23 protein-coding genes and 1 other RNA gene are annotated in these 23,814 nt (G+C 47.5%); 11 read left to right on the forward strand and 13 right to left on the reverse strand.

Annotated elements, in window-relative coordinates:
• Positions 1-107: 107 nt before the first annotated feature.
• On the forward strand, positions 108-728 hold the full coding sequence (locus NNX04_RS19355) for a response regulator transcription factor (protein WP_261946865.1): 621 nt from the start codon (positions 108-110) through the stop codon (positions 726-728).
• On the opposite strand, the gene NNX04_RS19360 is transcribed toward NNX04_RS19355, so the two are convergent.
• From NNX04_RS19360 to NNX04_RS19375, 4 genes are all read right to left on the reverse strand, one after another.
• Positions 715-1,275: a GNAT family N-acetyltransferase gene (locus tag NNX04_RS19360; protein ID WP_261946866.1), complete on the reverse strand. Its 561-nt coding sequence runs from the start codon at positions 1,273-1,275 to the stop codon at positions 715-717. The genes NNX04_RS19355 and NNX04_RS19360 overlap by 14 nt on opposite strands.
• Positions 1,276-1,319: 44 nt before the next feature.
• Positions 1,320-1,721: a cytidine deaminase gene (locus NNX04_RS19365; RefSeq protein ID WP_261946867.1), complete on the reverse strand. Its 402-nt coding sequence runs from the start codon at positions 1,719-1,721 to the stop codon at positions 1,320-1,322.
• 101 nt (positions 1,722-1,822) lie between these two features.
• On the reverse strand, positions 1,823-2,878 hold the full coding sequence (locus NNX04_RS19370; RefSeq protein ID WP_261946868.1) for a nucleotidyl transferase AbiEii/AbiGii toxin family protein: 1,056 nt from the start codon (positions 2,876-2,878) through the stop codon (positions 1,823-1,825).
• Positions 2,878-3,498, reverse strand: coding sequence for a type IV toxin-antitoxin system AbiEi family antitoxin domain-containing protein (locus NNX04_RS19375; RefSeq protein WP_261946869.1), 621 nt, complete (start codon positions 3,496-3,498; stop codon positions 2,878-2,880). Before NNX04_RS19375 ends, NNX04_RS19370 begins: the two co-directional genes overlap by 1 nt.
• A 328-nt stretch (positions 3,499-3,826) precedes the next feature.
• Between NNX04_RS19375 and NNX04_RS19380 the strand changes: the two genes are divergently transcribed.
• From NNX04_RS19380 to NNX04_RS19395, 4 genes are all read left to right on the forward strand, one after another.
• A complete protein-coding gene (locus tag NNX04_RS19380; protein WP_261946870.1) occupies positions 3,827-4,750 on the forward strand; it encodes a CheR family methyltransferase in 924 nt (307 codons plus the stop codon).
• Positions 4,751-4,778: 28 nt separating this feature from the next.
• Entirely contained in the window at positions 4,779-6,062 is a 1,284-nt protein-coding gene (locus tag NNX04_RS19385) for an EAL domain-containing response regulator (protein WP_007644349.1), read from the forward strand.
• Complete coding sequence (locus NNX04_RS19390; protein WP_261946871.1) at positions 6,010-9,132, forward strand: ATP-binding protein; 3,123 nt, start codon at positions 6,010-6,012, stop codon at positions 9,130-9,132. The genes NNX04_RS19385 and NNX04_RS19390 overlap by 53 nt, the downstream gene beginning before the upstream one ends.
• Positions 9,133-9,200: 68 nt before the next feature.
• Entirely contained in the window at positions 9,201-10,367 is a 1,167-nt protein-coding gene (locus NNX04_RS19395) for a low temperature requirement protein A (RefSeq protein WP_040392868.1), read from the forward strand.
• A gap of 120 nt (positions 10,368-10,487) precedes the next feature.
• On the opposite strand, the gene NNX04_RS19400 is transcribed toward NNX04_RS19395, so the two are convergent.
• Complete coding sequence (locus NNX04_RS19400) at positions 10,488-11,348, reverse strand: YciI family protein (RefSeq protein ID WP_261946872.1); 861 nt, start codon at positions 11,346-11,348, stop codon at positions 10,488-10,490.
• A gap of 180 nt (positions 11,349-11,528) precedes the next feature.
• Here NNX04_RS19400 and NNX04_RS19405 point away from each other — a divergent pair, with 180 nt between their 5' ends.
• A complete protein-coding gene (locus NNX04_RS19405) occupies positions 11,529-12,365 on the forward strand; it encodes a sulfurtransferase (RefSeq protein WP_261946873.1) in 837 nt (278 codons plus the stop codon).
• A gap of 18 nt (positions 12,366-12,383) precedes the next feature.
• Here the strand turns inward: NNX04_RS19405 and NNX04_RS19410 are convergent, their stop codons facing one another.
• The 4 genes from NNX04_RS19410 to NNX04_RS22925 form a co-directional block, all read right to left on the reverse strand.
• Positions 12,384-13,667 (reverse strand): DUF445 domain-containing protein, encoded by a 1,284-nt coding sequence (locus tag NNX04_RS19410; RefSeq protein ID WP_261946874.1) that lies wholly within the window; start codon positions 13,665-13,667, stop codon positions 12,384-12,386.
• A 47-nt stretch (positions 13,668-13,714) separates the two neighbouring features.
• On the reverse strand, positions 13,715-14,326 hold the full coding sequence (locus NNX04_RS19415; protein WP_261946875.1) for a YigZ family protein: 612 nt from the start codon (positions 14,324-14,326) through the stop codon (positions 13,715-13,717).
• 13 nt (positions 14,327-14,339) lie between these two features.
• Positions 14,340-14,843, reverse strand: coding sequence for a porin family protein (locus tag NNX04_RS19420; protein WP_261946876.1), 504 nt, complete (start codon positions 14,841-14,843; stop codon positions 14,340-14,342).
• A gap of 363 nt (positions 14,844-15,206) precedes the next feature.
• Complete coding sequence (locus NNX04_RS22925) at positions 15,207-15,428, reverse strand: FitA-like ribbon-helix-helix domain-containing protein (RefSeq protein WP_410004068.1); 222 nt, start codon at positions 15,426-15,428, stop codon at positions 15,207-15,209.
• A 209-nt stretch (positions 15,429-15,637) separates the two neighbouring features.
• Between NNX04_RS22925 and NNX04_RS19425 the strand changes: the two genes are divergently transcribed.
• From NNX04_RS19425 to NNX04_RS19435, 3 genes are all read left to right on the forward strand, one after another.
• Positions 15,638-16,267: a hypothetical protein gene (locus NNX04_RS19425; protein ID WP_261946877.1), complete on the forward strand. Its 630-nt coding sequence runs from the start codon at positions 15,638-15,640 to the stop codon at positions 16,265-16,267.
• A 328-nt stretch (positions 16,268-16,595) separates the two neighbouring features.
• A complete protein-coding gene (locus NNX04_RS19430) occupies positions 16,596-17,834 on the forward strand; it encodes an AAA family ATPase (protein ID WP_261946878.1) in 1,239 nt (412 codons plus the stop codon).
• Positions 17,835-18,416 carry an HNH endonuclease gene (locus tag NNX04_RS19435; protein WP_261946879.1) on the forward strand — a complete coding sequence of 194 codons (582 nt, stop codon included), beginning with the start codon at positions 17,835-17,837 and terminating at the stop codon, positions 18,414-18,416.
• 1 nt (position 18,417) lies between these two features.
• Here NNX04_RS19435 and NNX04_RS19440 read toward each other — a convergent pair whose 3' ends face one another.
• Complete coding sequence (locus NNX04_RS19440) at positions 18,418-19,011, reverse strand: hypothetical protein (RefSeq protein ID WP_261946880.1); 594 nt, start codon at positions 19,009-19,011, stop codon at positions 18,418-18,420.
• Positions 19,012-19,384: 373 nt separating this feature from the next.
• Between NNX04_RS19440 and NNX04_RS19445 the strand changes: the two genes are divergently transcribed.
• Positions 19,385-19,942: a hypothetical protein gene (locus NNX04_RS19445; protein WP_261946881.1), complete on the forward strand. Its 558-nt coding sequence runs from the start codon at positions 19,385-19,387 to the stop codon at positions 19,940-19,942.
• An 80-nt stretch (positions 19,943-20,022) separates the two neighbouring features.
• On the forward strand, positions 20,023-20,316 hold the full coding sequence (locus tag NNX04_RS19450) for an OmpA family protein (protein WP_410004094.1): 294 nt from the start codon (positions 20,023-20,025) through the stop codon (positions 20,314-20,316).
• A 269-nt stretch (positions 20,317-20,585) separates the two neighbouring features.
• On the opposite strand, the gene ssrA is transcribed toward NNX04_RS19450, so the two are convergent.
• The 3 genes from ssrA to NNX04_RS19465 all read right to left on the reverse strand — a co-directional run bounded on the left by ssrA (position 20,586) and on the right by NNX04_RS19465 (position 23,578).
• Positions 20,586-20,940, reverse strand: a transfer-messenger RNA (tmRNA) gene (gene ssrA / locus NNX04_RS19455).
• An 80-nt stretch (positions 20,941-21,020) separates the two neighbouring features.
• A complete protein-coding gene (locus tag NNX04_RS19460) occupies positions 21,021-22,037 on the reverse strand; it encodes a glycoside hydrolase family 43 protein (protein ID WP_261946882.1) in 1,017 nt (338 codons plus the stop codon).
• 38 nt (positions 22,038-22,075) lie between these two features.
• On the reverse strand, positions 22,076-23,578 hold the full coding sequence (locus NNX04_RS19465) for an MFS transporter (RefSeq protein WP_007644332.1): 1,503 nt from the start codon (positions 23,576-23,578) through the stop codon (positions 22,076-22,078).
• Positions 23,579-23,814 lie beyond the last annotated feature (236 nt).

Below are 23,814 nucleotides of genomic sequence, written 5' to 3' on the forward strand. Positions count from 1 at the left end.
TACAAGCACTGCCCGTGAAATCCGCTGCCCTCTGCTACACTCATTTACACCTAGCCCGGCATGAGAACAATCATAATAAGGCCAGCCGTTTATCCCTAAGGAGTGACATGAATACCGCTGCGTTTGCTACCGCCTACCTTATCGACGATGACAGCATCACGCTGGAGCTGATGAGCGGCATTATTGAGCCGATTGGGGTACAACCCCTGTGTTTTAACAGCGCCGAGGCATTTTTGCAGGCCTACAGCCCGCGCCCCTGCGAGTGTGTGATTTCCGATATGCGCATGCCCGGCGTGAGCGGCCTGCAGCTACACAAAACCTTGCAAGCGCGCTACCCGGTACCGCCACCGCTGATTATCGTCACCGGCTACGCCGAAGTCAGCGCCGCAGTGGAAGCGATGAAACAAGGCGCCTTCGATTTTGTCGAAAAACCCATCCAAGGCCATCAATTTCTGGAAAAACTACAGGCTGCACTCGCCCTCAGCCGCGAGTTACACCAACAGCGCCTACAACTCGCCGCCCGCGAAGCGCGCATCGCCCTTCTTACACCCAAAGAGCAAGAAGTTCTGCACGAAGTTCTCGCCGGTCTATCCAGCAAAGACATAGCCGCAAAACTTAACCTGAGTGTGCGCACGGTAGAAAACCACCGCGCGCGCATTATGGAAAAATTGCGCGTGAATTCCGCGATGGAATTGATGCGGGATTTTATGGGGCTTAGTGGGCGGTAAGGGGAGTGAAAATTTTCGTATTTAAAGTCATTGTGGTTTCAGCAATTAGTTTTCCATCAATTCGATAACAATCAGTCATTTCTCCGATAATGGTAAAGCCACATTTTAAATACAATTTTTTTGCAGGTAGGTTGTTTGAAAGTACATTCAAATCCAACCATTCGATGCTGCTGGATTCGCGACAAAATAGAATGACCGTCTCTAGAAGTTTCAGACCAATGCCTTGCTTTCTCGCTGCGTGATGAACGCCCATGCCCAACAAAACACGATGAAATCTGTATTCATCGTTGTAATGCCGTAAATCAATGTGGCCAAGAATTTGATCGTCTCTATTTTTGGCGAGCCACAGTTTTCTCCAGTCTGGATTGCCTGTGGTGAATTCGAAACCATTTTGAAATTTCGCTTTCAACAAATCTGATACTTGGCAGTGCTCCTTGGCAATAGGCTGAAAGAGGGGAGAATTGTCAGCTGCGTTATCGAATAACTGTATTGCTAAGTATTCAAAAAACGGTGGGAGGTCTGATAATTTTGCTTCTATTATTTCCATGTTTTTTATTTAATCGATTATGGTACTACAGATTTCTGCGTTTATTAGAGAATTACACCATTAACAATAGACCAATGGTATGGCATAAGCTCTCTTAATTGAATGAACTTTAATTTGTTTTCTGGGGTGCTTACAGCAACGAGCACGCCTCCGCCCCAATGAGAAAGACGTTCTTGGCAGATTCCGCAAGGGGTTAAAATTATAACTTCAGAATTATCGGACTCTCTGCATATACATAGCGAATGTGTAACTCTTTCGTTTATTTTATGGGCCTCTAAACATGCTCCGACTTCCATGCAGAGTGACAAGGCATCATTTTTAGTATCAGGCGCAACACTGGTTAAAATTTTACCACTCTCAGTTGCAAGAGCGGCTACGCCGCCCCAGCCTGAAGGATAGCGCTTGTTCAGAAGTTCTATTGATTCCTTAAATAATTTTTCTTCCATTTGTAATTCTCCATTGCGGTGTTAAATTTAAAGTAAGTCTATGAGGTTTTCCCTGGATGATCCCGCTAGTTTGGTTGCTTCTGGCTATCGTTTTGCTGGCGTTAATCAGCTATTTTCAATTTATTATTAATTTCATTTTGAGTCTGAAACAATCTACTAAGAATTACTTCTAATGAATCTGGTGCTCCGAAAAACATTCCTCCTTCAATAGCCTCTGTGTGATCTTTTTCCGCGCTCGAAAGACGATATTTATCTGGAATCAAAACCAATTTGCCCGCAGCAATTTGCTGGTAATTAACGCCAGCAGTCGCCCATCGGTTCGACTTCATTTCAATAACATCCAACATAGCCTGCCTACTCTGAATAGGGTCAGCAAAGTTTTGCTGCAGCAAACAATCAACATCGTACCAGTGGCGCGATAGTCTGGTTGGATTAGGTTCGCTGGTTTGGGTGCAGAACTGATGTAGCGCTGTTAACTTTTCCCAGAGAATATAGGCCGGATCATAAGCTTGAACTTTTGCAGTTGGTAGCTTTAGTGCTGCAAGTTCAGAAACGTCGCTAAGATAGGTATCTACTTGTTTGGTAATAGTGGGGCGGCCACGATTCCTGCCGCCGAATTCAAGCAGAATATAATCCAACTGGTAGTTGTTTATATCCTTTGCAAGTCTTGGGTAACGAATGTTAATTTTCTCGCCCTTGGAATCTGCATCCAATTCTGCGACTAATCCGTCTATGCCATACGCAGCAAATCGTTTATTTAAACGGTTAACTAAAGCTTCCGACCACTGCGTTAATAGTTTGCTTTGTTTATCGCGAAACTTTTTCTGCTGGCTTGGCGTGCTATTGGATTTGTCCCATGCCTCCACTTCATTTTCGGCCTCTGCTAGATCAGCCCAATGAATGGACAGGTCAATATCTTCAGAGAAGCGCTGAATAGCATTCCAACATTTGCTTAACGCGGTTCCACCTTTGAACGCTGTGCTGTAATTACCAAGCAAACCTTCATCAAACAATAACCGCAGAATTTCAGTTACCCAAATATCCTTTTCCAGAAAATTACTGGCAAGCCCATACCGATGGTGTTGTGCGCCCAGCGTTAAAATCGCGCTCAGTTCATCGTGTTTGGTTGGGTCTTTATAGAAATCAAAAATATTCACTAAGGTAGAGTCCGTTCAAAAGATTCCAGCTTTATTTGCCAAGGCTTCGGCAGTGGGGATTCAAGTAATTTATGAATAACCGATTTGGCTTCTGAGCCGGTAAGTGACAAGCGCTTAAATGCCGTTGTTAAGTTATTCATTTCAACTGCTTCTGCGGGCGTAACTGAAAGCCCGCGCAGCAAAGTGCCTTCTGGCTTACCCTCCCATCGCAACTGAACGGGAGATCGGTGCTTTATTTCAACAATTTCATTACCGACTTTAAATCGGCGGCTGGGGCCATTGCTCCAATAAACGGCTTTCATAGGAGCTTGGGTTTGAAAGCCCAAGCGGTAAGCTGATTCCAACCCTTGACTCACCAGCTTGTAACCATGTTTTTTGGCCCAGGCACGGGCAACCTCATTGGCACTGGCGGTAGTTTTAATGCTTGGCAGGCTTGGTAAGGGTTTAGGGCGAGCGTAGAAGCCTTTAGATACTCGTGCGACCACCCCCTCTTTAACCAAGCGACTGAATGCTTTTTGTACGGATTTTTCACTGCCCAGCTCATAAAAGCTGTCGATAGGAAAAGGGACGCCGCGCTGTAGTCGGTTTAGCCGAGTTAGTACCTTTTGGGCTGCTGACATGGCAATAATCCTGACAATGAGTTGATATAGTGATTTTATTGTAATTTAGTATCTATAAGGCTTACAAGGATTCTTGTGTCAGGTTTTAAAGGATTACTAGCAATTTTTACTTTATTGGATTATTGCGACTGGGTAATAGCGCGCTGACCGCCAATTCCAAACTTATGGACGTTGCTGCCCCCCCACAGCCGTGCTCCCCTCCTAGGTGTTATCCCCCATCCCCCCTGAGTATTTTTACTCTCACGTCTTTTTTGCCTAACCATCACACTGTGAACCACTGCTAGTCATAACAATTGGCTCACCCTTTTACTTTGGATGGTTTGAATAGATGAATTTCCACAACGACATCAGCGCCTCTGCCTTGGGTAAGATCCGCGAGTTTGTCTATCGCACGGCAGGCATTGTGATTGGCCCGGATAAAACCGCGTTGGTGACAGGTCGTTTGTGGCGTCGTTTGGCGATTTATGGGTTCACCAACTACGACGCCTACGTCAATTTTATTGCTCGCCCCGAAGGTGCGGATGAGCGCGACATCATGCTCGATTTGCTCACCACCAATGAAACCTATTTCTTCCGCGAACCTGCGCATTTTGATTTTTTGCGCAACGAGATAATTCCCCGCCAAGGTAGCGGCACCATGCGCGTTTGGTGCGCCGCTGCCTCCACCGGCGAAGAGCCATACAGTATTGCGATGGTGCTGGCGGATTGTTTGGGCACCAGCAACTGGACTATTTTGGCTACCGATATTTCGCGCAAGGTGCTGGAACACGCGCGTCAGGGTGTGTATCGTGCCGAGCGCATCAACCATATGCCGGCAGATTATTTAAAGCGTTTTTGTCGCCGTGGCATTGGCGAATATGACGGTATGTTGGCTGTTGTTCCCTCGCTGCGCGCGCCGCTGAATTTTGAATTGCACAATTTGCTGCACCCGCGTCCCGAGCAGGAAAAGTTCGATGTGATTTTTTTGCGCAATGTGCTGATTTATTTTGATAACCCGACCAAACAACAAGTACTGAATAATGTGTTGCAAGCACTGCGCCCCGGTGGATGGTTAATTCTGGGGCACTGCGAAAGCTTGCAGGGTTTACAGGTGCCAGTGGATACACTGCGCCCCTCTATTTATCGCAAACCTATTACTGTTAATAAAAACCACGTCGAGCGTGCGGAAACTAATTCCCAGCGCGCCGCGTTTAGCCTGCAGCGCGCAGAGCTTGCTCCGCACAGCGCTGCGTTTGGCCGCATCGCCAGCTAACTGGCGGTTTAATCACGAGAAGCCTTTTATGATTTCTTTGCACTCATCCATCAACCTCAGCCCGGTAGCCGATCTGCACGCAGATTTACACCAGCGTGGGGTAATGGTGGTGGACGACAGCAGCATGCACCGCTACAGCGCGCATTTGTGCTTGAGTGCGTTTGGCATTAGCCAAGTGATTGAAGCGGCGAACGGCAAGGTGGCGCTGGAACATTTAGCCAGCATCGCCCAACCGCCCGCGGTGATGATGCTGGATCTGGAAATGCCGGTCATGGATGGCATAGAAGTGCTGCAACAAATTGCTACCTTTGCCCATAAACCGGCGGTGATTCTCGCCAGCAGTTCCGATGAAGTGCTGATTAGCGCCGTTGCCACTATGGCCGAAGCGCTGGGCATTACCCTGCTCGGTGCCTTCCGCAAACCGATTAACCCCGCCGATTTAGCCGATGCCTTGAGTAGCTACAGCGCTGCCACTGCGGCGCCCGGCACGGATACTAAAAACGCCTTGGCGCCCGATCTGGCCCAGCTGAAACAAGCGCTGGAGCGCGCCAATATTCAAGTGTTTTACCAGCCCAAGCTGGATTTAAACACCATGCAGGTCGCCGGTGTGGAGGCGCTTGCGCGCTGGAAAAATGCCCAAGGCGATTGGATTCCACCCAGTTTGTTTATTCCGCTGGCGGAGGAGCATGGGCTGATTGGCGATTTAACCCTGTCGCTGCTAGAGCAGATACTGCAGGACATGAATAACTGGTGGGAGCACGGGCAATATATTCCGGTGGCCATTAACCTCTCGGCCAAGTCCCTCGCGGAATTCAACCTCGCCAATGAAATTATCCAGCGGGTAATTCGCCAGGGCATCCCCGCGCATTTTATTACGTTTGAAATTACCGAGAGCGCGCTGGTGGTGGATTTACCCTCCGCGCTCGCCACTATCAGCCGCTTGCGCTTGAAAGGTTTTGGTATTTCTATCGACGATTACGGCACGGGGTTTTCCTCCATGCAGCAGTTGTCACGCTTTCCGTTTTCCGAGTTAAAGATTGATCGCTCCTTTGTACACGGTGCACCCGAGCGCCAGTACCTGCGCAATATTTTGAAATCCGCTATCGATACCGGCACCCGTTTGGGGATTAAAACCGTGGCCGAAGGTGTAGAGACCGAAGCCGAGCTACACTTGCTGCAAAGCCTGGGTTGTAATCAGGCGCAAGGGTTCCTGCTGGCGCGACCATTACCTGGACGCGAGTTGCTGGGCTGGATTGAACGTGCTGCGCAAAGTCAAACACCATATGCCAAACCTCTATCGCTGGATAACTGAATACTCTGCTCGTGTAGCGCAACGCTTTCCTTTTTTATCGCTGGTCAATCCCACCCTCTTATCAGCAGTGCTAGCCATAGCCCTGCTGATTTTTTCTACCCTCTTTGCCCTGCGTCATGTCCACGCCACTCAGGAGCGCATAGTGCGCGAGCACTTGCAGGGTTCGCTGAACTCCTTCTCGGAATTGATTAACGTTTGGCAGCAGCAGAATTTGGCGGCGATTCATATGCTCGCCAATTCGGTACAGGGGCGCACACTGATCAAACAGGTGCTGATGGAGCAGGGGAACAACCCCTCCACCCACGACGCCCTGCGCGATTGGCTTTACCCGGTGCTGATGGTGATGGGTTTTGATGGCTATTCGGTGATCAACCGCGAGCGGGTATTGGTCGCAGCGAGTAGTGCCAGTTATCGCCGGCAGCCGGTGCGCCTGGCCGAAACCCACGAGGTATTGGATAAAGCCCTGGCCAATCGCCCGGCCATTTCTCGCCCGGTCGCTGCCATGCTCCCTATCGATGGCCCGCGCGGCCCGCAACCTGCCGGTACACTCATGCAAAACATGTGTATCGCGCTGGATGAAAACCTCACCACCCCCGGTTATTTCTGTTTGCGCTTTAACACCCAGTCCAGTTTCTTTCCCATCTTTTTCAATGGCCGCAGTGGCGCTTCGGGCGAAATTTACGCGATTGATCGCAAGGGCATATTTGTCACCCCGCCGCGTTTTTCGGCCACCAAAGCGGGCGAACAGGTCATGGCCGATCACTTCTCGCTGCAGGGCAGCCAAAGCCCAATGACACGGATGGTGGATTTTTTAATTAATCGCCAGGGTGCCTATGTCAGCCTGGGTTATCAGGATTATCGCGGTGTGGCGGTAGCGGGGGCGGGGCGTTGGCTGGAGGAGATGGAGCTGGGCATTATTGTCGAGCAGGACATGCACGAAGCTATGTCGCCCTATTTGGCCTCGCGCAATATTATTGTCGCGCTCAGCATTGGCGCCAACCTGCTGATAGTGTTGCTCACCGGCGCGGCGATAATTAACCGACGCCGGCTATCGATCCGTGAGGGGCGCTTTCGCTCGCTGCTGGACAACCTGCCACCGCCCATTCACATGACCTCGCTCAATCACCACATCATTGTGGTCAACCCTTCCTTTTGCGAATTGGTGGGGCTGGGCAAAACCGAACTGCTCGGGCGCAATATCGACCAACTGCCTATTCCCTCCTGGCTGCGGCCACTGGTGGATGCAGAGCGGGAATTGGACAGCGATTCCTACCACAAGGATTTTATCAGCGAAGTGCTGGATGCCGAGGGCAAGCCGCGCTACTACCGCATAGTGCGTTTTCCGGTGGTCTACCATCGCGGTCAATCGCCCCAGGCCATCGCGACCATCTGGGTGGATTCTACCGAGCGGGTGGTGGCCAACCAGCAGCTGGCGCTGGTCAACCAAAATCTGGAACAACTGGTGAGCGAGCGCACCCGCGAGTTGATGATCGCCAAGGACGAAGCGCTGGCCGCGTCGCACTCCAAGGCCGAGTTCCTTGCCAATATGAGCCATGAAATCCGCACGCCGCTCAACGCCATTATCGGCCTCGCCCATGTGGCCTTGGCCAGCGGGCCGGAACTGCGGCTGCGGATTTATCTGGAAAAAATGCGCGGCTCGGGTGAACACTTGCTGCAAATTATTAACGATATTTTGAATTTCTCGCGCATGGAGGCGGGCAAACTCAGCCTGGACAACAACCCCTTTGCGGTTGAGCAATTGGTGGATAAAACCCTGGATCTGGTCTTTGAAAAAGCCGCCGGCAAAGGCCTTACCCTGCGCGCGGACATAGACCCGACCATCCCTAAAACCCTGCTGGGTGATGAGCTGCGCCTGGGGCAGATACTGATTAACTTTTGCGCCAACGCGGTGAAATTTACCGATCAGGGCGGGGTGATCCTGCGTGTCACCAAGGTGCGTGACTGGCCGGAGCAGGTGGAATTATTATTTGATGTGGAGGACACCGGCATAGGTATCGCGGTCGACCAGTTGCCCAGGTTATTCCAACCGTTTGAGCAGGTGGACAGCTCCAGTGCGCGCCGTTTTGAAGGCACGGGGTTGGGGCTATCCATTTGCAAAAATCTCGCGGAACTTATGGACGCGCATATCGATGTAAAAAGTATTCCGGGGCAGGGCAGCTGTTTCCGCTTGCGGGTCACGCTCGATAAACCCGCTCACAACGCCGGAACTGAACCGCTCGCGGGGCGATCAACAGAGCAATCGGCAGAGCAATCGCTACCGGCGCTTTGCCCGGTGCTGGTAGTGGAGGACAACCTGCTCAATCAGGAAATCATTGAGTCGCTACTCACCGGCATGGGGGTGCAAGTAACCTGTGTCGGCTCGGGGCCAGAGGCAATTGCCGCGGTGGAGCAGCAGCATTTTGCGCTGATTTTGATGGATATCCAGCTGCCGGGCATGGACGGCGTAGAAGCCGCCGCACGCATCCGGGCGCTGGCAGCGGGTACGTTTATCCCGATTGTGGCAGTCACTGCCAATGCACTGCCGGGCGACCGCGAAGCCTATCTGGCGGCGGGCATGGATGACTATTTATCCAAGCCAATTGAGCCCGCGCGCTTGCAAGCGGTATTGCGCCGCTGGGGTCAGGCGCAGCATCAAGTTGTGCCCTTGGTTGCCGCCGCCGATCCCTTCGACATATTGCAGCGCGGCGGTATAGACACCCAGCGCGCCCAGCACAACCTGATGCACAACCACGCCCTCTACCGTCGCTTGCTGGAGCGGTTTGCTGCCGAGCGCGCCAGTTTAGCTAGCGGTTTAATGGCGTTAATCGCCCAGGACCCAGCGGACGCCCTCAACCAGGTGCACTCGCTCAAATCCCTCGCGGGCAGTTTGGGGATGAATACATTGGAGCAATTGGCGCAACAACTTGAACAACTGCTGCGCGATAACGCTAGGGATCAAACTTCACTTCAAAATCAGTCCCGGCTTCAATCCGCTACCCAGGCAGTCAGTCAGGAATTGCAGGCGATGGTGGAGTTGGTGGAATTGGGGCTACCGGCGGCAACAACCTGAGTGGCTCCCACTTCTGCACGCGGGCTGTTATGGTGGCGCCTCACATTATTGAGGGCGAGGGTTGATTGATGTTGTCGTTACTGCGCGTTAGAGGCAGCGACCAAAGTGGCAAGGTCGCGATGGTCGAATTGTTTTTTGATTTGGTTTTTGTATTTGCGATCACCCAGCTCTCCCATTCCCTGCTGGCCAATTTAACGCTCGATGGTGTGTTAAAACATTTGTTGTTATTGCTCGCCGTATGGTGGGTATGGATTTACACCTCCTGGGTTACTAATTGGCTCGATCCGGATCGCCTGCCGGTGCGCTTGTGTTTATTTGCGCTGATGTTGGCTGGCCTGCTGATGTCAGTGTCTATTCCGGCTGCATTTACCGAGCGCGGTTTGTTATTCGCCTGTGCTTACGTATTTATGCAAGTCGGGCGCACTGCGTTTTTTCTTTACGCCATTCGCCACAGCAAACCGAATTTTGTGCGCAGTTTTCAGCGCATTTTTATCTGGTTGTGTTTCTCTGCCATTTTTTGGATTGCCGGTGGGCTACACGAAGGCCAGCAGCGTTTGCTTTTGTGGTGCATCGCCTTTTTTATCGAATTTATTTCGCCCGCCGCGCTTTTTTGGGTGCCGGGTTTAGGGCGTTCCAGCACCAGCGATTGGGATGTGGAAGGCAATCACATGGCAGAGCGCTGCGCGCTGTTTGTGATTATTGCGCTGGGTGAATCGCTCCTGGTGACGGGCGCTACCTTTGCGGAGCAACAATGGAGCGCAGAGGTAATCAGCGCCTTTTTAATCGCGGTGATTGGTTCACTCGCCCTGTGGTGGATTTATTTTGATTCCGGTTTGCAGCGCGCCCATCATCGCATCCTGCATTCCGCAGACCCCGGCAGCCAGGCGCGCCTTGCTTACACCTACATGCATGCCCCGATTATTGCCGGGATTATTGTCTGCGCTGTTGCCGATGAACTGGTGCTTGCGCATCCCGATCATGCAACCCCTGCGGGTATTGCGGCCATTATTGGTGGCCCTGCGCTTTATTTAGCGGGGTGCATGTTGTTTAAGTGGGTGACCAATGACCGTCGCACGCCACCGTTGTCACACATGGTTGGTTTGCTGTTGTTGTGCAGTGCCATTCCACTTGCCACCCATCACCATTTCTCTGCATTGGCATTAAGTGCGGTGACTACCGGCATTCTGATTGTGGTCGCCGTGTGGGAAACGCTGGTGGTTAAACGCGATGCGTAAAAAACTGTTAATAAGAAACGATAGATAAAAAACGATAGATAAAAAAACGGGCAGTTTCTTAAGCCGGTTTTATCGGCTAAAGAGACTGCCCGTGTTATCACCCATTTACTCTGCGCAGAATTAGCTCTGCGCTGGCTCTTCACCCGGCAACATCACCATCCAACCCACGCCAAATTGATCGGTCACTTGGCCGTACAGCGGCGACCAAAAGGTTTGCATCAGCGGCATATCCACTGTGCCGCCATTGCTGGCCAGCGCTGCAAAAATACGGCGCGCTTCGTCTTCGCTCGGTACCGTTAAGGTGAGGCGAAAGCCGCTGAACTTTTCCGCATCATTACAACCATCGGACGCCATGACTACGGCATTGCCAAGGCTGAATTCCGCGTGCATCACTTTATTTTCAAAGCCTGCTTGCAACATGCCTTCGGGCATAGGGTCGGGGCTTTCGTTAAAACGAATCAGGAATTTAATCTCGGCATTTAAATGTTGCTGATAAAACGCCAACGCTTCATCGCAGCGGCCCGAGAAAAATAAATAGTTATTCACTTCCACTTTTTGCATCGCCAGTGCCTGGCGCAGTGCCGCGTCTTGCGCGCGGGATTTGCCCTCGGGGTCAGCGTCGGCAAAATCTTCTATGTCATAAAAGGTGCGAATTTCAATATCTGATGCTTCCTCTTCCATGGGATTGGGGCACTTTTTCACCCATTCGATGGCCTCTTCCATGGAGCTCACATTCCAAATCCAATAGCCCGCAATTAATTCGTTGGTTTCGGTAAAGGGGCCGGTGGTGACCACACGCTGGCTGCCATCAAAACGCACGCGCACGCCTTGGCTGGTGGGTTTAAGCCCATCGCCGGACTCCATAATGCCAGCCTTCACCAGCTCTTCGTTAAAATTCATCATCGCCGTCATCAGCGCTTCGCTCGGCATTTTTCCCGCTTCAGAACCTGCAGAGGCTTTTACCATTACCATGACTTTCATTGTTGTTCTCCTTTAGTGAACAGTTGTTTGGGAAGTTTTAGGGTATTACTGATAAATAGTCGAACAGGGGTACGGGAATTCGACAGGCCGATAAAAATTTTTTGCGAATGGGTTATTATTTTGCGCAATCCCTGCAGCAGGGTCGAACCTACTCAAACCACAATATTCCAAGGAGTCATCATGTTAATTGAAGCCGTGCAACTGCAGGAAATCCTCAAACAGGATAATAGTCTATTGCTCTGCTGCCTATTGCGGCCGGTGGGTGTGGCAGCTGAATCCCTGAACGAGTCAGATTTTATTCCCGCGTCACGGCTGTTTGATATTGATGATTTTTCAAAACCCGACGCGCCATTTCCCCACACCTTGTTATCCGCCCGCGATTTTGAATCCAAAGCGCGAGCACTGGGCATCAATAATGATTCCACCATAGTGGTGTGCGACAACATCGGCATTTATTCGGCGCCGCGGGTGTGGTTCAACCTGACGATGATGGGCTGCAATAATGTGTTGCTGCTAAACGGCGGTATTCCCGCATGGAAGGCGAGTGGTTATCCCATTGCTCATGAAACCCTTACTGCAAACCCTGAAGGGGATTTTAGTGCGCACGAGCAAAGCAACCGCGTGGCAACAAAAGAAGATGTATTAGCGGCGATTGGCAAGGTGAATATTCGTATTATCGATGTCAGAGGCGCCGCGCGGTTTAATGGCCAGGTGCCCGAGCCGCGCGCGGGTGTACGCAGTGGCCATATTCCCGGTTCGGCCAATATTCCTTACGCCAATTTTATTCGCGACGGCCGCTTCAAACCGCGTGCGGAATTGGAAAAATTATTTCAGGATGCTGGCTGCAGTGGGGATCAGGAATTAATTTTTTCCTGCGGCTCAGGTGTGACAGCCTGTATTGGTTACGTCGCGGCGCTGTTGTGCGGTTACCACCATATTCGCGTGTACGACGGTTCCTGGGCCGAGTGGGGCGCAATTGAATCGCTGCCGATTGAAGTTTCCTCCAGCGGAACTTAAGGGTTTCAGGCGCAGGATTTAATTCACCAAAAACTGAAAAATCTCCTGCGCGTGAACAATTAAATACAGCAGGCAACCGATGCATCCACCCACAATGGTGCCGTTGATGCGGATGTACTGCAGATCTTTGCCGATATTCAGTTCAATCTGGTGCGACATTTCCTTGCTGTCCCAGCTTTTCACTGTATCGCGAATGTGTGCCGTTAAAAATTGCGCAAAATCAGGGGCCATTTTTTTTGCGGCATCTTCCATGTGTAAATTGAGCGATTGGCGCAGGCTTGCATCCTCGGCCAGGGTTTTGCCTAGCCATTGTCCTGTCTCGGAAATTTTAGCGTGCAGAACCGAGTTTTCATCGGCGCAGTCGCGTTTGAGCCAATCTTTCAGGTCGCGCCACAGTGCGCCCATATACGTATTGAAGGTTTCATCGTTTTTCAAATAGTGTTTTATTTCTTCCGCCTTCGCAAAAAACTCCGGGTCTGTTTTGAGTTTTTGAATAAATTCTTGTGTATATCTATCAAAATTTAAGCGGAGTGGATGCTCTTGATTGTCGTTCACCTCATTCAGTAGCCGGCTCGCTGCTTTAATTGCGATTTCCGCCCCGGCTTTGCCAACCCAGGCGGAGGGCACTATTTTTTCCGCGATGGGATGCTCTTCTTTCAGCCATTCAATAATGCCCTCGGCGATAAATGCTTGGGTATCTTCTTCGCGCAAAATCAGCGCAAATTGGTTAATGCCTTCGTTGAGCAGCGCCTGGTGGCGATTATTTTTGGTCATCACTTCCAGTAACATGCCAGCCGAGGTAGATAAATCCATTTTATCCAGCATCGCATGTATCGCTTTGGTGATAAATTTTTGCACCGCGGCATCTTCAATAAAATCGATCATGCCCGCCGTTAACTTGATTAAATAAGTGCCGAGTTTTTTGGTGTTGTCTGCAGCGCATAACCAATCAGCGGTTTTTTGTGCCGGGTCGTGTTTTTGGATAAGTGCAACTATGGAATCCGGGTCCAGAAATTTCTCCCGCACAAACAGTGCGAGGTTCTCCGCAATTTTATTTTTGTTCTTTGGGATAATTTCGGTATGCGCGGAAATAATAGGGATAGGCACTCGTTTAAATAATGCGACCACTGCAAACCAGTCAGCCAGTGCACCCACCATCGCCGCTTCCGATATCGCCCGCATTAACCCAACCCACCAACGATCAACAGGTAAAAATAATGTGGTGATAAACGTGAACGCCGCAAATCCCAAAAAATACACAGCGAGGCGTTTGGATTTTTTGAGTTCAATTTCTTTAGTCATGGATTAATTTCCCTTCGGTACGGCGGCGCGGGCGACCACGGGTTTTATCAGCTGAGTAACTGCACAGTAGCATCTCCAGCCGTTTCATTAATCACTTGTTGCGAAAATAACTCGGCATCAGCGGCCGCGAGGCTTATTTCCAGCGTTACGTGGGTGGCGTAATCCACCTGTAAAATGTGCCCCTGATACTGGTTCACTATATGCCGAATTTTAGTTTCTTTCGCGAAATCCACCGTGACCTGCAGTTGTATGCTCGGCGTAACCGCAATTAATTGCGCGCGCCCAACCGCCGTAGAAACCGCAGCAGAATAGGCGCGCACTAATCCACCCGCACCTAATTTCACTCCGCCAAAATAACGCACCACTACCGCGAGCGAATTCCCCACCTCGCGTTCAGTGAGCACATGCAACATCGGTTTGCCTGCGGTACCGGAAGGTTCACCATCATCACTAAACGCCTGGGTTTGCGGCTGCCGCGTATTGCCAATCACATAAGCCCAGCACACGTGGTTTGCATCCGGGTATTTTTTGCGATATTGCTCCACCTGCAACATCGCTTCGTCACGCGACGTAACGGGATGCAAAAACGTCAGAAAATCACTGTTCTTTTCTTCAGTGGTGGATTCAATAGCCTCAGCGAGGATGGTGTAGGTGGACATAAGAGTTTAAAAATTAAAACTGGTAGCCAATGGTGAGTTGACTGTAACCAATGGTGTTACTAAATACTTCTGCCGCTAGTGATTCGATTTTGAAGTAAACGCCACTTTGGTGAGCGAAAGGGGTGAAGGTCACACCTACGCCAAGCGCTAAAGATTCGTCTGTTTCGCTTTCATCCCAGTAGCCGTCAGTCTGATTAACGCTTACGGCACCTGCTTTGCCGTAAAAGCGAACCCAGGAAGTGTTAAATGTGTGGCCAATATTCGCACCAAAATATTTAAATTCTGCATCGATGCTCGAATCTTCATCGAACTCGGTATCGGCGAATTTTGCTTCTACGCCAACAATTTTGTTGAAATAAAAACCGGCTTCAAAGCCTGTACCGGAAGTATCGCACTCGCTACAGTCGTTATTAACTGTTACCACTTTGCTTAGGCCCACATAAGCACCTATATCGTCCTGCGCCATTGAAAGTGATGGTATAGCCAAAAGACAAAGTGCAATTGCTGTTTTCTTCATATCAATCAATCCTGATTTGTTTATATCCCCACCATTGGGGGCTGCGGATTTTACTGGCCGAATAAGTGATTGGCAAAATACAACAGTCGATAAAGCCTTTTATGCAACACTGAAGGCACAATTCACTTATCAAACACCCAAACAAAAAACCGATCAGAAATGATCGGGGTTTTTGTTTGGAAGTTGGTGGGCCGGGGGGATTTGAACCCCTGCATTAAGCCTCTCATTACTCCACTACGCCCCGCAAAGCCGCATGAATACTGGGTTTCGCCTTTTACCATCACCACTAAAAACCGCTATACGGCACAATGTTTCGACACTTTTTCGACAGCTTATAGCTGGATGAGGGGTCACTGCGGGCATTCACTCAAACTTCACCGGCTCCGCTGGCACTTGCTTTAACACGGCGGGGTCATCATTTTTTAACCCTATTCTCCGCCCTAGCGATGCCAAAGCATCACCCATGCCCATTCCGGTCTCTGGCCTTATCGCCCCCTCCAATATAACTGGAACCTCAGACTCCACACATCGGCCATGAAGCTCCGCTCTTTCCTTTAAAGTGCGGTAGGTATTATCAGGTTTCACCTCTCAAAAACTCCTTCTGAAAAATTCAAAAAGCATATATATTCAATAACTTAAAGGATTTCAAAGAATGATATTGCGCATAAGAAAAGGGAAGATAACGCGCACGCACACTTTATTTTTAAAGTAGCTGCGTAATGTGCTGTCATTCCTCAATTAAAACAACTAGTTAATAATTAAAACTCAAATAACCTTTAAGGTAGATATCGCGCATGCGCGGTATACAAATGTTAGGGCATACGGAGAAACAATTGACCCCTGAGTTAATACTTACATCCAGTGTTGTTAGTGCAATTGTTTCAGCAATTGTGGGGCCTGCTGTATTTCATTTTCTAAAATCAAGAGATGAGAGAGCGAGGCGTCAATTCGAAACTAAATTTTCCGAGTTTAAGTATTATTTAAACGCACTGGAGGAAATATCAAGGTTCTCTGGCGAAGAATTTTCGAAGCTTATGAAAGAGCCTGCGCAAAAATGCATGGCAACAATTCTGACCTGTGAAAGTGAGGCTGAGTCAAATTTAGCATTGGTTGAAATGAATAGAGAAATGAATGAATTTGTTTTAAAACTAACAGGCTCATTCCAGAAATCTACCAGTGAGTTACACGGTCTGCGGCTTATATCTTCGCCAGGCTTGTTTGAAATGGTTAATGAATACGTAAGAATTCAAGAGAAAATATTTAATGAGTCAATTTCTCTTATGGGAAAAATAAAATTTAATCAGGCTGGTGAGGTAGAATTTGCAGAATACTCATCGCTTCGTTTAATGGGTGCTGCAAGTAAAAAAATGTTTGAAAGCATTATTTTACAAATGAGAGTTGAGCTTGGAACAGGCAAGCCCTAACAAAGTGGTCAAACATTGTTCCGCTTCGCTCCAATGGACAGAATTTAAGTCCCGGCTTTGTGGTTTTGCTGCGCAAAAGTAATCCACAAAACCACAACTTACAAACTGCGTCTGATATCTGAAATATGGTTTTCAAGAGCTTGTTGAACAAAATGAACGCTCAAGGTTGTTTATCCCAATGAAGCACATATAAGAACTCTTTACATAAAAATTTCCGCAAGTTAAAAAAGCACTTAGTGGCCTTTGCCACAGATAGCAATTCATATAAAGATTGCTCGATAACAAATCTGAAACTAACAGTAAAATCAATGAAACAAGGAGACTGCAATTGCACTTTAAAAACCTGAAAATAAATCAGTGGCAGCAATTCGAGAAAATAGACATAGACCTGCATGATCGATTAACAATACTTACCGGTTCAAATGGTAGCGGCAAAACCACTATTCTTAATATTTTTGCCCGTCACAACGGATGGAACATGCAATCGCTATCTATCCCAAAAGAGGAAAAAAATACCGGCTTCATTAAGTTTTTTCAAAGATACTATAGTGGAGCAGACCGAAGCAACGAAGCAAAGATAGGTACAATAACTTATTCCAATAATGTATCTGAAATACGTGTCCCTCAAGGACAAAATGCCAGCTATCAACTTCAGCTATCAAATCAGCAAGCTGTAAAATGTTTTTACATTCCTTCTCATCGATCCATATTTAGATATCAGGCTGTTGTAAATATTCCCATTCAGAAAAAAGATAAGGCCGCTGCTTTTAATGAAGTGTCATCTTTAAATTTGCAGAGATATATGGGAAACGGCAATGAAAGATCGACCAGTCTAGCAATGAAAAACACTCTAATAGGATGGGTAATAAATGGATATGGCGTCAAGAATTCCCAAAAAACAATTATGGCTAGCGATGACGAGCAAATTCAATTTTTTGAAGGATTTCAGGGGACTCTTAGAAAGATATTACCAAAAACACTAGGATTTGAATTCATAGAAATAAGAAAAATGGAAATTGTTTTTGTATGTAATGGTGGCAATGATGAGTTTTTATTAGAAACCGCATCAGGAGGAATAAGCGCTCTCATTGACATAGCATGGCAAATATATATGTTTGCATCAAAAGAAAACTCAGAGTTTACAGTCATAATAGATGAGATTGAAAATCACCTTCACCCCACCATGCAGAGAGCAATCTTGCAAGATTTGTTAAATGCTTTCCCTGAAGCAAAATTTATCGTATCAACCCATAGCCCCCTAATAGTCAGCTCTGTAAAAGAATCGTATGTTTATGCACTAACATACAACGAAAGCAATAAAATATTTTCAAGAAAACTAGACTTTCTTAATGAAGCAAAAACAGCAACTCAAATATTGGATGAAGTTTTAGGCGTCTCTTTTACTATGCCTATATGGGTGGAAGATGATCTTAAGAAGATTATTGCACGCCATAGTGATTTATCTGCTGAGCAAGTTGATTTCTCTGCACTGAGAAAGGATCTTTCGGATATTGGATTAGAAAAAATGCTCCCACATGCAATTAAAGAAATTGTGGAGCGTTTTTGAATGATAAAAATAATGAGACCCGACTGCCCCTATCCTCAAGCTTTAGAAAACAAAGACTATAAGCACCCAAATAACAAAAGTGCGTTAATCAAAGCCAGCCATGGAAAATGTATGTACTGCGAATCAAAAGTTTCACACATTTACTTTGGAGATATTGAACACATAAAGCCGAAGACAAAGGATAAATTTCCAGAGCTCGAGTTTGTCTGGGAAAATCATGGTTTTTGCTGCGCAATTTGTAACAACAACAAAAGTGATAAATATCTTACCGATTGTCCTTTTATAGACCCTTACTTCGAAAATCCAGAGCTCCATTTTTTCTTCGCAGGATCATTTATATTTAAAAAGAATGGATGTGAAAGAGCTGAATATACAATAAATGAAATTGACCTAAATAGACCTGAGCTACTTGAAAAGAGGATGGAAAGTATTTCAGCCATTGAGTCATTAATCAGCGCAAGTCATAGAATTAAAAATGAGGTTGTTAGGGAAAAAGCTGCCGCAGAAATAGACAGATATGCAAGTAATGATAGAGAATTCTCTATGTGCATAAAATCATTTATTTTCGCTTCCAGACTATGATTTATTTAGCAGTTTTTAGGGAGCCTCTCCAATAAGGCTCCCTAAGCCCCTCTATATATTCTCGAACTTCTTTATCAATTACATTATTCGGTTTAATGCATTCTTTTGCTGAGCGTTTGTAAATCATTAAAAAATTTTTGGGGGGATTGGTAATACGATCTGTGGCGAGTTTTACGTCTCTGCAAGAATTATCTCTAAACGCTAAATTTTCGGGGGATGAATTTCGGTTGTATTCGCTGATCCAGTAATTGCAGGTCTTTATTAATTGCTGTAGCGTGGGATCGTTGATATCACTCTTCACGAAATTATTATTTTGCGCTTGGCCTTTGTTTTCGCCTGTATACACATGTATTTGTGGCCCACCAATTCCAAGGCTTTTTTTGCATTGCGATAATCTTTTATCAGCACCATCCCTGCTTTGGCGCCAGTATTTCATGTAGCTGGAATTGCCACCTTGGCGTAGTTTCCAGTCTGCGTAGTTAACTTGATATTGCAGTCCATCGCAGTTATTTGCATTGGCACTATTCACAAACAAGGAGTTGAGTAACACGATTGCGATTACTAGAGTAATCAATTCCATTTTTTTAATTTTCATATTCCCCTCCGCCATCGCTTGGCCACCTTGCTTGCTAGTATCAAGCCTTCCGTTGTGTTCCTAATTCTCTCTGCGCTGCTTTAGTCATTGGGCTTATGCGCACCTGTCGCCGGATCACTTGCAGGATGCCGTTAAGCTAAATCCGTTAAAGAGTTTTGACATTTGCTCCGCACTTATTTATGGGGGGCAATAGACCACCATCAAAAACATTTTATATTTTAGCGGGGGATATTGTGGATCTATGGAGATTAGTTTCCGTATGTATCTAAGCTATTGAAGATTCGGTACATAATTTGATGTGGTTGATTGTTTTGTGCGCAATTGATAAATTGGGATTCCATCAATACTGCGGCGCAAGTAAAGGAGAAAGGGAATGAGAATTATAGCAATCATGCTCATAACAGTATTCGTCAGCGCTTGTTCTTTGTTTCAGCGAGATTATGAGATTGTCTATTGTCAGCCTGGAAACAAACCGGTTACTGTATATAGAGATCCAACAAAATCATACTCTCCTTATGTTAGAGAGCTTGAGGGCGGATTCGAAGGTCTTAAAACCACTCTTAATGAGGTTGATGCAGAACTGGGTATTGGAAAAGGAGATATTAAATTAAAAGTACAACATTTAGAAAATAAGTTAGATCAAGAGAGTATACGGCTGAGATTAAGTTTGCAAACCGCTGCTTTAGCTATGAATATCTCTCCTTGCGATGCCAAAGATTTATTTAATAGCCAATTAACACAACTTAGTAAGACTCTAAATACAATTTCAAATGTACAAAATCAAATCAATGATGCGGTTGTTCAAAGCGCAGGAAAATCTGACCCTGAAAAAGATCAAATTATTAATACAGCACTAGAAAAAGCAGCTGAGTCTCTTGATGCCGTTAATAATGAGTCTGCTAGCCCTTCTCAAAAAAAAAGTTTCAATTAAATTATTTAATTATTAGTTCGATCACTTTTAATAAGGGAAGCGCGTCTCTATCGGACGCTGGAAGAAGCCAAATTCGTAATATTTCTGACGCATTGCTGAGAAAGCTGGATCCTGTATCTATTTATATTGTCGGCCATGCTGATAGCGCGCCTTATGCTAAAAACTCAAAAAATAGTAATGGAAAGTTATCTTTGGAAAGGGCTACTTCAGTTGCAGATGAGTTAATGAATGTTAATAAGAATGTTCATATTCAAGTGATTGGACTTTCAGATGGACTTTCCGCGGCTGGTGGCGTTAACAATGATGCCTCTTCTTCGCGGCGCGTGGATATATTCTTGGTTGACAGTGATCAAATCCTCGATTGGTATTATTAGCAAATCTGATTTGTTCTACTTGAATGAGAGTTCGCTTATTTTGGTCAAAACTAACCTGAAAGATTTGATAATGTTCCTATGATATCAGTAGGAATTAATAGTTTTAGGGCTCTGAGTAAAGAAGAAAAGCTGGTTATCAACTTAGATAGCTGGCTTGGTGTTGGCTTGCTATATCTAAAAGAGCATTCATTAAATTCGACACTTCATCGACGCTTAATGCCCTATAAATAAAAAACCCTAACATATTCAATATGTTAGGGTTTGTTATGTGGTGGAGCCGGGGGGATTTGAACCCCCGTCCGCCAGCACTCCATCCTCGGCTCTACATGTTTAGGTCCGTTTATTAATTTAACGCTTATCAGCCCAACAGGCAGGACGAAAAGCGCGATCCTGTAGAGTTTTAGCAGCGCCGCACCAGGCTTACTTTGCTGCGATCCAGTTCTGTATGACGGGCTCTAACGCGGTACTGGCACCTTGTTACAGACCGTTAGCAGCGATTAAGCTGCTAAAGCGTAAGAATCGTCGTTTGCGACTATTCAAGTACAGCTTTGGATTAACGTGATTGGCTGTCATCACGACATGCACCTTGGGCTTTGTTACCAGCGTCGAATCCAAATCGACCCCAATCGCCTAACCTGAAGGGTTGTTCTTGCGAACGTCCCACGTCAAGCAGCGAGTGGCGGCATTCTACTCCTAATCCCCGCTTAACGGTAGGGATCAATTGTTTCAATACTGCCATCCGCCTTATGAGTAAGTGGGGCCATCTTGATGGATCTCAAGTGGGTAATGCCTTTTGATAAGACCGAGTCGTGATAAAAAAGGTACCACTGATCCTGATATTTGCAGACGGAGTGATGAGTCGTCCAACCCACTACCGGGGTGAGGATCTGCCCGCGATAGGTGAAGGGGCCGTAGGGATTATCCCCCGTGGCGTAGCACAAAAAGTGGGTGTTGCCGGTGGAGTAGGAGAAGTAATACAGGCCGTTGTGCTTGTGTACCCAGGAGGCTTCAAAGAAGCGGCGGTCGTGGTCGCCCGCGAGCAGCGGTTGGCCGTTTTCATCGAGGATTTGAATTTCCCGTGGGGTTTCGGCGAATTCTTTCATGTCGTCGCTGAGGCGCGCGATGATGGGGCCGAGGGCTGGTTCGTGGTCGGCGGGCTCACCGCGCTGTGCGTCGTATTGGTTGTTGCGATAATTCTGCAACTGGCCGCCCCAAATGCCACCGAAGTACATGTAGTAGCTACCATCGTCGTCTTCAAATACGGCCGGGTCGATGGAGTAACTGCCGTTCATTGCTTCGGGTTCAGCAGTGAATGGGCCGGTGGGAGAATCGCTTACTGCTACGCCGATTTGGAAAATATCGTCCGCGCGTTTTGCCGGGAAATACAAATAATATTTGCCATTTTTATGCGCGGCGTCCGGCGCCCACATTTGGCGAGTTGCCCAAGGCACATCTTTTACATGCAGTGCAACGCCATTATCGACGGCGGGGCCTTCGGGTGAATCCAGAGAGATTACGTGGTAATCCTCCATACCAAAATGATCGCCGTTGTCGTTAAACGGAATGCCCGCTTCAATATCGTGCGATGGATAAATATAGAGTTTGCCATTAAACACATGAGCCGATGGATCGGCGGTGTAGATGTGTTCAACCAGTGGTTGTGAAATGGCGCGCGCTTTGTAGTCCGCGACGACTTCGGGTGCTAAACATTCTTCAGCCATACAATTCTCTCTTTCTCTTCATATCAAGTTGAAAATAACTATCTTCCAGCGGCCTGACGTCGTGCGTTCAGGTCGGCTTCAATTTGCGATTCCAGGGTTTTATTAATTGCATAGAAGAACATGCAACCCACGGCGATAAAGAAGGGCAGCGATGCAAATACGCTTACAGCCGTTTTAATGCCTTCTATGGTTTCAGCGTTTTGTACATCCAGCGCGGCGTCGTAGCCATAGTAGGCGAGCAGTGTGGCGCCCAGTGAACCGCCAATGGTCAAGCCCAGTTTTAAGCCGAGAATCATCGCGGAGAAAATAATAGCGGTAGCGCGGCGGTTATTTTTCCATTCGGAGTAGTCCGCTACGTCGGCAATCATCGCCCACAGCAGTGGGATGGTGATGCCGTAGAAAAAACCGTGCAGAATTTGCGAGATAAATACAATGCCGATGCTCTCGGCAGCATAAAAATTAAATGCAAATACAAACAGGGTAGATACAAACAGCGCAGCGGCAAAGACATTGCGTTTGCCAAATTTGTCGGCGAGGTTTTTGGAGAAACCAATACCGATAATCATCATGATGATGCCGCAGCCGTTAAATAAACTGAAGGTGGAGGTGGGCGCATCTTTCGGCCATTGGAATTCCGACAGGCCCATGCCTGTTAATAAAGCATTTAATCCGGCGATAAAATTATTGAAGCCAATGTCATCCAAAAATTGTGCGAGGTGCGCTTCGCTTAAATAATTTTCAAAGTAGAAAATGTACATGCCGCCTTTGAGGGCGAGCGTGACAAACACCAGGATTGTCACCAGTAGCATGATGATCCAGGGGATATTTTTAAACAGATCGGATAAGTCCTGTGCAATGCTATTGCGCGCTTCTACTACCGGTAGGATGCGCTCTTTGGTGGTGATAAAAGCGATCAAAAAGAAAATCGTACCGGTGATGGAGAACACCAGCATAGTGTTATGGAAGCCCACGGCTTTATCGCCGTCGCCCAGAATCAATACCAGCGGCAAGAGCAATACTTGAATAATAAATTGCGCCACCATCACTGCGACAAAGCGGTAAGCCGACAAACTGTTGCGCTCGGCCATATTGCCGGTGAGCACGCCGCTCAGCGCCGAGTAGGGCAGGTTGTTCGCGGCGTAGATCACCAGCAGCAAAATGTAGGTGGCAAAGGCGTAGATGACCTTACCGTTTTCTTCAAAGTCCGGCGTGCTAAAGGCCAGCAGTGCAAGGGCGCCAAAGGGCACGGAGGTCCAGAGCAGCCAGGGGCGAAATTTACCCCAGCGGGTATTGGTTCGGTCAGCAATGATGCCCATCACCGGGGTGAAGAAGGCACCAAATAAACCGCCTGCGGCCATGATCATCGCGGCTTTGCCAGCAGAAATACCATAAACATCGGTATAGAAGAAGGCGAGAAAGGTCACCAGGGTTTGGAAAATCAGGTTGGCAGCCAGGTCGCCGAGGCTGTAACCGACTTTTTCAACAACGGAAAGTTTGTGTGCAGCGGCCGTGGGAGCAGCCTGGGCAATTGCTTGAGTCATGGTGATCTCATCTTGTTATTGGTGGTTTGGTAAAACTTGTGTACTTGTCGCCATAGCATCCCTTAAATACCTCTTATAGTCAATGAGCGTATAAGGTGTTGAGTCTGGATTTGTAAAGATTTTCCAGCCGTTAACGGCGTTGGCAGGGTGGACGAAAATATATTTCAGAGTGGCCTTTGTCTCCGTAGCTTTTTTGCACAATCAATCGATATGATGCGCGAGCCTTGGCGCATGAA

It is taken from the genome of Cellvibrio sp. QJXJ (assembly GCF_024452345.1).
Lineage (GTDB): Bacteria > Pseudomonadota > Gammaproteobacteria > Pseudomonadales > Cellvibrionaceae > Cellvibrio.

Bases quoted from the DNA above. Each gene is read 5' to 3' on its own strand.
- NNX04_RS19385 (WP_007644349.1), top strand. From the start codon at position 4,779: ATGATTTCTTTGCACTCATCCATCAACCTCAGCCCGGTAGCCGATCTG.
- NNX04_RS19445 (WP_261946881.1), top strand. From the start codon at position 19,385: ATGAGAATTATAGCAATCATGCTCATAACAGTATTCGTCAGCGCTTGT.
- NNX04_RS19440 (WP_261946880.1), bottom strand. From the start codon at position 19,011: ATGAAAATTAAAAAAATGGAATTGATTACTCTAGTAATCGCAATCGTG.
- NNX04_RS19415 (WP_261946875.1), bottom strand. From the start codon at position 14,326: ATGTCCACCTACACCATCCTCGCTGAGGCTATTGAATCCACCACTGAA.
- NNX04_RS19435 (WP_261946879.1), top strand. From the start codon at position 17,835: ATGATAAAAATAATGAGACCCGACTGCCCCTATCCTCAAGCTTTAGAA.
- NNX04_RS19365 (WP_261946867.1), bottom strand. From the start codon at position 1,721: ATGGAAGAAAAATTATTTAAGGAATCAATAGAACTTCTGAACAAGCGC.
- NNX04_RS19360 (WP_261946866.1), bottom strand. From the start codon at position 1,275: ATGGAAATAATAGAAGCAAAATTATCAGACCTCCCACCGTTTTTTGAA.
- NNX04_RS19425 (WP_261946877.1), top strand. From the start codon at position 15,638: ATGCGCGGTATACAAATGTTAGGGCATACGGAGAAACAATTGACCCCT.
- NNX04_RS19395 (WP_040392868.1), top strand. From the start codon at position 9,201: ATGTTGTCGTTACTGCGCGTTAGAGGCAGCGACCAAAGTGGCAAGGTC.
- NNX04_RS19420 (WP_261946876.1), bottom strand. From the start codon at position 14,843: ATGAAGAAAACAGCAATTGCACTTTGTCTTTTGGCTATACCATCACTT.
- NNX04_RS19465 (WP_007644332.1), bottom strand. From the start codon at position 23,578: ATGACTCAAGCAATTGCCCAGGCTGCTCCCACGGCCGCTGCACACAAA.
- NNX04_RS19460 (WP_261946882.1), bottom strand. From the start codon at position 22,037: ATGGCTGAAGAATGTTTAGCACCCGAAGTCGTCGCGGACTACAAAGCG.
- NNX04_RS19355 (WP_261946865.1), top strand. From the start codon at position 108: ATGAATACCGCTGCGTTTGCTACCGCCTACCTTATCGACGATGACAGC.
- NNX04_RS19400 (WP_261946872.1), bottom strand. From the start codon at position 11,348: ATGAAAGTCATGGTAATGGTAAAAGCCTCTGCAGGTTCTGAAGCGGGA.
- NNX04_RS19405 (WP_261946873.1), top strand. From the start codon at position 11,529: ATGTTAATTGAAGCCGTGCAACTGCAGGAAATCCTCAAACAGGATAAT.
- NNX04_RS19375 (WP_261946869.1), bottom strand. From the start codon at position 3,498: ATGTCAGCAGCCCAAAAGGTACTAACTCGGCTAAACCGACTACAGCGC.
- NNX04_RS19410 (WP_261946874.1), bottom strand. From the start codon at position 13,667: ATGACTAAAGAAATTGAACTCAAAAAATCCAAACGCCTCGCTGTGTAT.
- NNX04_RS19380 (WP_261946870.1), top strand. From the start codon at position 3,827: ATGAATTTCCACAACGACATCAGCGCCTCTGCCTTGGGTAAGATCCGC.